Annotated in this window: 14 protein-coding genes; 13 read left to right on the top strand and 1 reads right to left on the bottom strand. The window is 34.5% G+C overall.

Annotated features, from left to right (window positions below; all coding sequences use genetic code 11):
• Positions 1-386: 386 nt before the first annotated feature.
• The 6 genes from ACW2QC_RS18240 (at position 387) to ACW2QC_RS18265 (ending at position 5,744) form a co-directional block, all read left to right on the top strand.
• The gene (locus tag ACW2QC_RS18240; protein ID WP_457545368.1) at positions 387-1,673 is read left to right on the top strand and encodes a histidine--tRNA ligase; all 1,287 of its coding nucleotides are present in this window, start codon (positions 387-389) and stop codon (positions 1,671-1,673) included.
• Between the two features lie 189 nt (positions 1,674-1,862).
• Positions 1,863-2,087, top strand: a complete 225-nt coding sequence (locus tag ACW2QC_RS18245) for a hypothetical protein (protein ID WP_457545369.1) — start codon at positions 1,863-1,865, stop codon at positions 2,085-2,087.
• 83 nt (positions 2,088-2,170) lie between these two features.
• Positions 2,171-2,347 carry a hypothetical protein gene (locus ACW2QC_RS18250; protein WP_457545370.1) on the top strand — a complete coding sequence of 59 codons (177 nt, stop codon included), beginning with the start codon at positions 2,171-2,173 and terminating at the stop codon, positions 2,345-2,347.
• 934 nt (positions 2,348-3,281) lie between these two features.
• On the top strand, positions 3,282-4,193 hold the full coding sequence (locus ACW2QC_RS18255) for a hypothetical protein (RefSeq protein WP_457545371.1): 912 nt from the start codon (positions 3,282-3,284) through the stop codon (positions 4,191-4,193).
• 338 nt (positions 4,194-4,531) lie between these two features.
• Positions 4,532-5,437: an alpha/beta fold hydrolase gene (locus ACW2QC_RS18260; RefSeq protein ID WP_457545372.1), complete on the top strand. Its 906-nt coding sequence runs from the start codon at positions 4,532-4,534 to the stop codon at positions 5,435-5,437.
• A gap of 115 nt (positions 5,438-5,552) precedes the next feature.
• Positions 5,553-5,744 (top strand): hypothetical protein, encoded by a 192-nt coding sequence (locus tag ACW2QC_RS18265; RefSeq protein ID WP_457545373.1) that lies wholly within the window; start codon positions 5,553-5,555, stop codon positions 5,742-5,744.
• A gap of 402 nt (positions 5,745-6,146) precedes the next feature.
• Here ACW2QC_RS18265 and ACW2QC_RS18270 read toward each other — a convergent pair whose 3' ends face one another.
• A complete protein-coding gene (locus ACW2QC_RS18270) occupies positions 6,147-6,986 on the bottom strand; it encodes a malate synthase (RefSeq protein ID WP_457545374.1) in 840 nt (279 codons plus the stop codon).
• Between the two features lie 585 nt (positions 6,987-7,571).
• Here ACW2QC_RS18270 and ACW2QC_RS18275 point away from each other — a divergent pair.
• From ACW2QC_RS18275 to ACW2QC_RS18305, 7 genes are all read left to right on the top strand, one after another.
• Positions 7,572-7,856, top strand: coding sequence for a hypothetical protein (locus tag ACW2QC_RS18275; RefSeq protein ID WP_457545375.1), 285 nt, complete (start codon positions 7,572-7,574; stop codon positions 7,854-7,856).
• A gap of 26 nt (positions 7,857-7,882) precedes the next feature.
• On the top strand, positions 7,883-8,134 hold the full coding sequence (locus ACW2QC_RS18280) for a serine hydrolase (RefSeq protein WP_457545383.1): 252 nt from the start codon (positions 7,883-7,885) through the stop codon (positions 8,132-8,134).
• 440 nt (positions 8,135-8,574) lie between these two features.
• Positions 8,575-8,751 (top strand): hypothetical protein, encoded by a 177-nt coding sequence (locus tag ACW2QC_RS18285; protein ID WP_457545376.1) that lies wholly within the window; start codon positions 8,575-8,577, stop codon positions 8,749-8,751.
• A gap of 296 nt (positions 8,752-9,047) precedes the next feature.
• Positions 9,048-9,362, top strand: coding sequence for a PadR family transcriptional regulator (locus ACW2QC_RS18290; protein WP_457545377.1), 315 nt, complete (start codon positions 9,048-9,050; stop codon positions 9,360-9,362).
• 92 nt (positions 9,363-9,454) lie between these two features.
• Complete coding sequence (locus ACW2QC_RS18295; RefSeq protein WP_457545384.1) at positions 9,455-9,868, top strand: DUF2812 domain-containing protein; 414 nt, start codon at positions 9,455-9,457, stop codon at positions 9,866-9,868.
• 208 nt (positions 9,869-10,076) lie between these two features.
• On the top strand, positions 10,077-10,307 hold the full coding sequence (locus ACW2QC_RS18300; protein WP_457545378.1) for a hypothetical protein: 231 nt from the start codon (positions 10,077-10,079) through the stop codon (positions 10,305-10,307).
• 525 nt (positions 10,308-10,832) lie between these two features.
• Entirely contained in the window at positions 10,833-11,348 is a 516-nt protein-coding gene (locus tag ACW2QC_RS18305; protein WP_457545379.1) for a GrpB family protein, read from the top strand.
• Positions 11,349-11,382: the final 34 nt, after the last annotated feature.

Raw genomic sequence — 11,382 nt, forward strand, 5'->3', positions numbered from 1 at the left:
TGGGTTACAAAGTTTATTCTGCCCTGGATAATATTATATTGGTTAGTAAGACTTACTAAAGGCATTGAAAAAAAGTAATCACATACTTCAACTAACTGGTAGAGATTGTTTAAGAGGCCAGTCGCTTATGATGAGCTTGGTTTCACAAAAAGTTATTGAAATGCACACTGTAATACGATATAATAAATGAAATTTTAGAGGTGAGTAAAATGCGTCCATTTAGGATTTCCTTCTCACAATTACATCATCATATCAAGTAGCCTTGCTATTCGATTTTAAATATCGCAAATAGGAAGGCTATTTATCATTAAATCGCATTTGAATTAAGTTATACACTTAAATCAGGTGCGGTTTTTTATTTATTAAAAACTGGAGGTAAAGCAAAAATGAAGAAAATGGATTATCAAAATGTAAAGGGTACACAAGATTATTTACCGAATGCAGAAAAAGTGCGAAGAGATATTAGAAGGACATTAGAAGACGTATTTATCCAATATGGTTATCAACCACTGGAAACACCCATATTAAATTATACCGAATTGCTTGCTTCTAAATATGGCGGAGGAGCAGAGATATTAGAAGAGATGTACACATTGACTGACAGAGGAGAAAGAGATTTAGCTTTACGATACGATCTCACTATTCCGTTTGCAAAAGTTGTTGCAATGAACCCAACACTTAAAATGCCTTTTAAGAGATACGAAATTGGTAAAGTTTTTAGGGATGGACCAATAAAAACGGGAAGATTTCGAGAATTTACTCAGTGCGATGTTGATATTGTAGGCGTAGATTCACAAATAGCAGAAGCTGAATTAATGGTAATGGCATTGGATGCATTTAGAAAGCTGGATTTAAAGGTAAGGATCCAATATAACAATCGAAAATTATTGACTGGGTTGCTTGAAGTGTTTGGTACAGAAGGTGAAAAGATCAATCAAGTAGTGTTAATACTAGATAAACTTGAAAAAGTTGGTTTAGAAGCCGTCGCAGCTGAACTAGATGAACAAGGATTATCAAAATCAACTATAAGTTCTCTTAGACAGTTTTTAACTGATGAAAATAATTCAAGTTTCAGCTATTTTGAATCATTTTCCAAACAGAATCAGCAGGTAAGGCAAGGTTTAAACGAATTGAAAGACTTAGAATCCTATTTGGAATTTCTCGATGTTAATAAACAATGTGTATTTAATCCATTTTTAGCAAGAGGATTGGAGATATACACGGGCACTATTTATGAAGTATTCTTATCTGACCAATCTATTATTAAATCAAGCATCGGGAGTGGCGGCAGATATGATAATGCAATTGGTGGACTGATCGGGACAAACGAAAACTTTTCAACAGTAGGAATATCATTTGGCATAGATGTAATTTATACAGCTTTGAGTGAATTTGGAGGTAATTTAAAAGAGAATTCTAGTGTAGATTATTATATCATTCCATTACGCACGCAAAGAGAAGCCTTATTGGTAGCAAATGACTTAAGAAATAAAGGTTATAAAGTAGAATTAGAAATGAGTAATAAAAAAATAGGCAAAGCTCTTGAGAAAGCAAATAAAGAAAGGATCCGCAACGTTATTATTATAGGTGAAAATGAAGTTGCAAATAACCAGTTTAAAATTAAAGATATGCTATCAGGTGATGAAAGAATTAAATCATTCCAGTTTAGGTGACTATGAATAAATAGAATCCCTTAATAAAAAGATCCAACAAGCAATAGGAACGATGTTTTTAACAGAGCAAACAATGGCAGTCTTGTCGATTTAGTACTGAATTGCTTATTCTTGTAATAATATTAGGATTTATAATATATTCCGTTTTTTCGTTAACAAGGTGTATTTCTTCAACGATAAAATTTCTTATTGCCTCCTGTCACTTCCCTTGCAGATAAAGGGTCTCCAGTTGTTACGATAATTAAACCAAGAGAATATAATATAAAACAAGTGAAGGTATTTGGCGAACCAGTCAAATCAATCACCTATTATGATGATGTGATGGAGGATTATTCAGAGGAAATACAGTATTGGATAGCGTACTCTGATGTACCACCTGAAGGCAAAGCAGATATAGAATATATTGAAGAATAGAATTTTATTAACCACGATAACGAATATGTTTAGACAAATAGCTCAAAGTTAAATTTCTTATTAAAATTGAAAGGTGGATTATGGTGAATGTATGGATCTTCTTTTTAATTCCATTCGGCGGATTACTTCTAATAGGTATCATTGCCGACATACTAGCAAAATTAAGAGGGAAAAAAATAAACCTTGAAAGAGACAAAGATACGAGTGAATCTGGAAATATATATTCAGAAAGTTTGAAGCAAAATGATAATCCTTTTTAAATAGGATGGGAACCTAATCTATTGTTTTAGTTGCAATTAGAAATAACGCAGATTCTATGGCATTGCTTTAAATGGTTTTTGTAAGGTTAATATGTATAGAGGATTGTGAAAAGTTGCTATTAAACTAACGGTGAACTTATCTGAAATAAGGATCAGTTTTTTTGAAACAAGTATGAAAAAATAACGATAGTATTCTTCAAAATGGAGTATAATGTCAAAGAATCAAAAGGGTGGATCTCAACGATGCTTACGATACCTCTGCTGGTAGCTCTTATACCAGGGTTTATCACACTGACACTTACGTGGTGGTTCAGCAAAAAAAGGTTTTTCCCTATTTGTAAGTATGTTGCCTGGAATCATCCTAATGATAGTCGCTGGTATTCTCTTTTATATTGGTTTTGTTAACATTAGAGGATTCGAAGGTGCAACTTATGGCATTCTTAGTTTCTTTTTAGTCATTTTTTCTATTATTTCTTTTATTATTGGAAAATAGATCTGTTGAAGACCTCTCATGTTGTTGAAAAAAGTACTTGATTAGATTGACTGATAAGGGGGGTTACATTGAGCATAATGTATGGATAAGGCATCATTTAGAATAATAAATCATTCATCAAACGAGCTGTATTGTGGAGTAACTTTTTTGGATGGGAGAGGGAGTATCTTTAAAAATAAACTGGTTCCACCAACCAGTTTATTTTTAAAGCTATAATTTATCAATGACATCTTCGTTTTGTTTTTCATTGATAGATTTTTCGTAACACAATGTTGGATACCTGTTCTAAAGGATTTTCTACAAGTCCGTTATATGGAAACGACCTTGGAACCAAAAGTGTTATACTTGTCAGCCAGCTAGTCTTGTTTAAATAATTAGAATTTGAAATAATAATGAAAAGGTGAGGAGTTAACTAAAGTATCTTAAAAAAGGAGGAATTCGGTGAAAATACGGTATACGGAGGAACTTTTAAAAGATGTTATTCAACAGCAGATATTCCTAATTGCACCTGAAAAAGTTGCAGCATTTTCATTAGACCATCTGGTAACAGGTTATATTAAAAAAACAAACGGGGAAAAATCCTTGACGGGTTGTGTTCTTGATGTAAATGAGTATGGAATTTTAGCTATTTTAATGGATAGTTTTCGTGCGGATAAGGCCAATGGGTATCAGGTTTTTAAATTTTCGGATATGCAGGGAATCAAAATTAAGAAGAGGATGCTCTCCTACTATATTACGTTACAGTTTATCGATGGCACGAATTTTGTATTTCAAATCAGCAGGAGAAGTAATAAACACCTTCCAAATCAAACCCGCAACATTCAATACATAGTGTCTATTCTAAACGATCAAAATTTAAATGATATGCATAATACCATCTATAAGAAAAAGGTCAAAAGCGATAAAATAAATTCTTTTATATATATCGTGACACTGCTATTTTTTGAAATAATAGCAGTGAAATTAGCTCCCAACAGCATTGTTTTAATGGTAATTATCATTGTTTCAGCTGCAATCATTCATTTTATCTTGTATTTAATGGCAGCATTATATCTTGATAAAAGAAAGAATAGACATTTTGTCAAGGAATACAACCAAATTATGAAAGCATATAATGAAACGGATAATGCAGAGGTATTTTTGAATGAACTTTCAACTATTAAAAATCCGCCTAAAACTGCCGAATCAGCAAATGCCTTTCATTTTAGCATGTCAACTGCATTGTTTAAAAACAATAGAATAGAAGAAGCCTTATCTTATTTGGATAGAATCGATACAGCAGATGAAAATATTCAAAAGGTAGTGGAGGAACAAAGAAGATTTATTGAAGATGGAGAGAGTCATACTATTTAACCATCATATAAAGTAAGAGACTTCATTAAATATTAAGACGGTGTAATTAAAAAAAGTGATATGTATATTTCTATGTGAATAACCCCACCTTACTATCTTTACGGAATGCTTGAAGGTGGGGCTTCCTGTTTTACCAACTTTGGGATCTGGGACCAACTTATATGCAAATAACAGGGAACTTTTCTCCTTCCCAAACGTTGTATAATTAATTAGTTGAAAATTCGATGTTGTGTTAAGGTTTAGTTTCCAAGTGAAGAAATCAAATGGGTGTAGAGCTTAGTCAAGATGCAGGTGCAAGGTTGTTTGCTGTATAAACGAAAGATGTGGAGGAATAAAACGTGAAAACAATTTCAAATCAGAACTTTTTAAACGTACGAGGGAAGGATATGTATGTCGAAATCCACGGAAAAGCTGATGCTTATCCGCTGTTGTACCTTCATGGAGGTCCGGGAGAGAGCTGCTATGAGTTTTGCTATCACCAAGCTGAAAGGCTGCAAGAAGATTTCAGGCTTATTGCTATTGATCAACGAGGGGTATGCAGGTCAGAGATGATCAAAGAAAATGAGCATTTTTCCTTAGAGGATATCATTTTGGATTGTGAAGCGCTAAGGAAGAAATTAGGGATTGAGAAGTGGGCATTGCTAGGACACTCATTTGGCGGTTATGTTGCTCTGAAATATGCCACCATGTTTCCTGATTCCATTACATGTATTGTATTTGAATGCCCGACTTTTGATTTCGGGCTGTCAATAAGAAATCTATTTCGGAAAATGGCTCAGATTTCCGAAGAAGAGAATATGGAAGAATTGGCGGAAAAAAGTCTTATGTTAGCGGAGTCCGATAAATCTGCCAAAGAACTTACGCAAAAATTTACTGAAATACGCCCTGAGCTTGGTGAGCGGGGGATGAAGATCCATGTACATAATCCTGAACATGAGACTGATTACTCCTTTTATACAGAAGAAGAGTGGAAACAGTTTTTTAGTAGGACCAATGTTCATAATAGTCGATTGTTAGAAGGAGAAGAGATGTATAAATCCATTTTGCATATGCTGAAAAAAGCAAAACACCCATCTCTTTTGATTCGGGGACAGTATGATCCTGTTACATGTAAGGGGCAGCTAATAAAATTTCAAGAAGATGTTGCAGTTGCCGATGTCATAACGTTCAGCAACAGTGGACACTTCCCGCATTCTGAAGAACCTGATGAATTTGCTGAATCGGTTGTGGAATTTTTGAAGTAAGGCATAAAACGGGAACTTCGTTTATTATAATAAAGTAACATGGAAGGAAAGAATATTCCTCGCTGACACCAGCTTCCATATGTTACGATGTAAACAAAGAGAAGGGGGAGTTTGCATGATTGAAAATGTATTTTACATTGCACTTATTACCTTGCTCTTTGGTTTTATCAGTTGGAGGAAACACAAAAAACATAAAAATCCAAAAAAACAATGGGAAGGAAAGAATCCCAACAAAAGAATGGCATCAAATAAGGTATTGGAACAAGAACAGAACAAATATAGAGGCTTCGAGCAAATCTCTATGTAGTGATTTCCCCAAAAATCAATGGATTGTAATCCCGGGGAAAATTATAGGAGTATCCACAAAAGCGGGCTTGAATATTCAAGCTCGCTTTATTTATTTCGCTATTATGTTGCTTAATGTGCAAAAAAACCAGATACATGTGGGTCTAGCGTGCCAGCGTAGATAAGCCAAAAGGTGATGCTAATTTACCTGTTGCATGCGGTGTTGACGAACATTGGATAAACAGTTATTATCGGGATGGAACTTGGGTAGATGGATGTTGTAGGTCAGATTGATAAGCCCCAAGAATAGGGTCAAATGTTCGAACAACTAACCGTTTCCTAAGCAGAGGGAAAGCTTAGGGAAGGAAGTTGTTTGACAGATGTTTTCAGATCATGTGGACCGTCCCTATTTATCATCAGATTATTATTGCTTTAAAGCCCCGTTTGCCTCTGGGATGTTGTCCATGTCAAGGGCATTCATTTGACAGAAGTATTCTAGAAAGTTTTTAGCTTCTCCGATTTGCTCTTCATCTGTTTTTAATGCAATGATATCTTTTAAGATTTGAGCTGTCCAAACATTATTAAAATAACGATACTTCCCAGAATTCCATGTAGTTCGATGAGGATAGTTCTCATTGATATTATAATTCCAGAAAAGCATTTTATTTGCCTCTTGATCCGTTAGCTTGATTCTAAATTTTGCATGAGACGAGACCATTCCATCATCGCTAAGATTTCCTGAAAACGTTTCATTAACCATGTAGAGGCCGAGAATCCGCCTTTCTTTTTCTGGTTGATCTGACTCTCTTGCAGTCAGAATACCCGCGCTATTCGGACGCAAGCGAGCTACTCTGTTTGGCTGACCTTTATTTTCTCCGCTTTGAACCTTGCCAGTAAATACTTGCCAGTCGATAAATACATTTTGTTGTTCTTCTTCGTCTAACCAGAAAACAATTTGTGAGCTTTCATGAATTTTGTAGTTCTTCAGTTTTTTTCTATGTAGCTGTTCAGACACCTGTCGCTCTTTTTCTTCTTCACGTTTCCTTAAAAGTGCTTTTTCTTCCATTTCCCTTTTCAAAAGGACTTCCTTCAAATGGTTTGCAGTATTCTGGTCATTTAGTGTGATAAATTTTCCAAAAGCATCAGGGTAAACGAATCTTTTAATACCCTCATTAAAATCAACGGTGATGATAGATTCAGCATGATCCACGATATTTCCTTCACCAAATACTTTATGAGTTATTGCTTCATTAATTAAATTCACTAACACACCCTCCATATATAAAATATTTAGGTATTTATTTTGATAGCCTGCTTTCCATAAAGTCATTTGACTAAATGGAACGAAAATAAATTTTCAAATTAAAAAATCGCACTCAAATTCTGTCCGAAAGAAGTTGCGCACGATTGTCGAATGCTGTCTCAAAACAATTCTAAATATAGAATATCATATAATCTAAAATATTGCAAATTTACGGTTGACAATATCGATTTGTGTATCGTATAATTATTAATTATTTTAATATAAAAGTAGGGGATGGTGGATCTGTTTTATTACTGAAGGTATGAGTGGGGTGAATAATGGGATGAAAAGGAAGGGAAGGTTGATGAATCATAATAATGGCAATTCATCCATTGGGCGCTTTAATGAAGTACAGAAACGCCCTTTATTCTGTCTGTTTTGTATAATTGGAAATATTCGATGTGTAAGTTAATAACATTCGTAGTATAATGCTTGTAGAGGGTTCAGCAGATAAACGACCGATCACCTACTAAACCAATATATCTAAAGTCGAACGCTGAAACAGACCTCTCAAACAATGGAGGAAATGAGAGGGGGCTATTATAATTGTTAACAACAATTGAGCCATCATTTGTTGATGAATTAGTGTCAACTGCGGTATCAAAGAAAAACATATATGGTTCTGTATTATGTGTCGAAAATGGAGATGACTCTTTATCGCTCTTATACGGAGCTGGAAATCTAACTACAGATAAAGCCTATTTTATTACAAGTGTAACAAAATTATACGTCACCGCTGTCTTACTAAAATTAAGATCAGAAAAGTGTCTGCATCTCCAAAATAAAATCTCCGAATATTTTCTGATGAAATTCTACATGAACTCCACCTAATTAAAGGCATAGGACACTCCAAAGATATAACAATCAAACATTTAATGTCCAATACATCAGGAATACCAGATTACTTTTCCTCTGATTTGATTGGGGAATTAACAGCAGGAATGGATCAGAGTTGGGGCTTTGATAGAACAATAGCAAGTGTAAAACAAAAGAAACCAAAATTCGCTCCTGGTAAAAAGGCTCAATACTCCGATACAAATTATCAGCTTTTAGGTAAGATTATTGAAACGATAACAAAAAAGACATCCATACGGTTTTCAAGGAATTAATTTTTGATGAACTAAAATTAGAGGATACGTACTTATATGAAAATGTGAATGATAAACGCCCAGCTCCTATTTATCTTAAAGATAAGGAAATCCAATCAAAAATGTAAAAATGACAGAATAAGTCTATTTTAATCAACGTATTTTGGGGCTTTTTTGGCAAAAGATACTCGATTGATTACAGTCAATGAAATGTACTGTCCTTGTCATAGTTTTACCATTTAATGACGAAAAGTCTGCCAATGAATGACAGACCGTTTACCACTTCATACTTTCTGGGTGATCAAAGTTAAAAATTCACGGTTTTGGGGATCGGAAATATTATATTTATTGTACAAACTTAATAATTTTCAATAAGAGCAGTCTTCCGCAATTAGCTATTTAATGGAAGAATGTGTGCTAAATGAACGCGATATTTTAATTGTCAAAAGGGAGTGTACAAGGTGAATAAATATCAAGAACGTACTGTTTATATTTCAATTGTAGCACTTGCTTTCTTCTTCGTATTATCTATAATTACACAACAATGGGGATTCTTTTTATGGAGTTTATTACCTGTTTTTATAGTTTTGATGACTGCGTTTACCACCAAGATTGACAATAAAAATAATGAGGAATGAAAAAACTTATTCAATCATGGGGCAAATTTGCTGAACATCGAAAATCTAACTTCCGCAAACAGCTCGGTGGATGACATTTACAATGAGCAGTAAGAGGGAACAGGGTGACGTTAGGTTGGTAGATGTCCTTTTTAAAGGAACTCGTCAAACCAAGCAGCACCCTGTTATTATTGCCAGAAAGGAATTGGGGTGTGGATGTCACTATTAAATTTTCTGAAATTAGAGTTGATACTTATATCACTTTATGATATATTCTGATCAAGATATATCATAAAGTGATATAGAGGGGTGTCGAATTGAAATCGTTAAAGCCACTTACAGACTCTGTATTTTATATAATGGCAGCCTTTACAGAACCACGACATGGCTATGCGGTAATGAATTTAGTTGAAGAAACAACCAGGGGTAACTTTGTGATCGGACCTGCTTCTCTATATACGATTATTAAGAAATTATTAGCGGCGGATCTTATCCGATTACAAGATAATTCAGACTCACGAAGAAAGGTCTATGTGTTAACTGAACAAGGTCGGCAGGTATTAAATGAAGATATCGCCCGTCGGAAGGATATGATTGAATTGGCGGAAAAAGGTCTTAAAAGGGGAGATTAAGTTATGACTCGTAGGAAATACATGATGTCGAAAGGTCTTGCATTTTCAGAAGCAAAAGATATGGAGAAACTGCGCAAAAAATCCTTGAAGGGCTGGCGGTTGAAAGGTTTACGTTTCAGGGTTATGAGTTAGAAAAAGATGATCCTGAGGACGTCATATTCAGTATTGATTATCGCTTCCTAGAACCAGAAGAAGATGATGAGTATTTTGAAATGTTTAATTCCGCAGGCTGGACGCATGTTTGTTCAGGATACACGTTCCATATATTTAAAGCGGAAAAAGGAACAAAGCCGATTTACAGTGATGCAGAATCTGCCAAAGATAAGATGGATCGCATCGCAAATCCGATGAAAAGTGTAGTTGTATGTTGTGTTGGATTAACGATAATTTTCCTTCTAATCATGGCATTTACTTCTGGAGTAACTCAGAACATCAGTAAGTGGGCCCTACTTTTATCATTTGCACTTACAATACCGGCAATCATGACTTACACGTTTTTTTACTAGGAATGATAGTTGGTGCTGGATTTGTGAAAGGGCTTGTTGAATACGGATTGATTTTCCTTGGTGGTAGTTTAGTTGTATTGCTTTTGTACATGGCAATTTTCATAGTTAAGCTAACGGGCGCAAGAATGGAACAAGGATGGAAAATATCTTACGTATAAGGCCAGATTATGGGACAAATAAGAGATAAACGAGAGGGATGAGTTTTTCTATGTTATGGATTGCTACACAAGATAAGCAAAGTTTGGTAAATGTAAAAGAAGTTACTGTAAATGGGAAGAAAATAAAAGGTATTGTTAGCAGTACGACTTTCGATGAATGGAATAAAGATTTGGGGAAGTATGAATCAAATGAAAGAGCATTAGAAATTATTAATGAAATATTTATGAAAATCGAAGAAAACGATGGTATTCCTGTGACATTCGCAATGCCTAAAAAGTAAGTATCAACTTGTTCAATAAACAGGCGCAAATCTGGAAAAAAGGAAAATTTGCTGAAGGTAGTACAAGAACGGAATAAGAAGTGCGTCTATTTGGTAAAAGGTACTCAATTGAATGAAATGCACCATCCTTGACATAGTTTTTACCACTTCATACTATCTGGATGATCCAAGTTGAAAATCCATAGTTTTAGGAAACGAAAATATTATACCCATTGTACAAATTGAATGATTTTCAATAAGAGCAGTCCGCAATCGAGGCATTTAACGGAATAAACCTTGCGTCGATTTTTGCTTTTTCGAGACATATTTGGGGTGGTAATTTATGAGATTAAATATGTTGCTTGGTACCTTAATTGGCTTTACTGTTGCATTTTTTACTTTGTCTTTGGAAAGGGGTCTAAAGTTAAAACTCCTCCCTCAAAATGGAGTACATTTTTAAAGAACTTTTCTAAAAGGTGAATATGATGCATTCGTATATATTTTTAATGAGTGAAAATGCATTATAAAGTGGAAAAGAGGGATCAAATGGAACGTGTAAGCTTTTATAATCAAAGAAATTTTAAATGTGATGCAGAGAGAACTTTCACCTCCCAAAGGAATCTTATCCAAGAGCTTATACCGAACGCCGATGTACAACACGTTGGTAGTACCGCTATACCAAACAGTCTTACTAAGGGAGATTTAGATATACAGGTTCGTGTTTCTGAGATTCAATTTAAACAAGCTGTCGAAGCTCTTTCTACGGTATATGAATTCAATGATGGGAGTATAAAAACAAATGAATTTAGGGCATTTAAAGATGATACAATTATTCCCCCCTTAGGCATACAACTGACCGTTAAAGATACGGAATTTGATTTCTTCTGGAAGTTTCGAGATGTTTTACTACAAAATGATCGGTATCGAATAGAGTATGATGAATTGAAAAAGAAGTTTGAAGGAAAAGATATGGAAGTTTATAGGGAGGCGAAAAATGATTTCTTTAGCAAAATAATACAAACACCTGAATTTAAGCAATTAAAAAGCGATGCAGATAGATAAATATAATTCGTTCAACAATCGGGCACTTATCCGG

The organism is Virgibacillus sp. FSP13 (genome assembly GCF_054048505.1).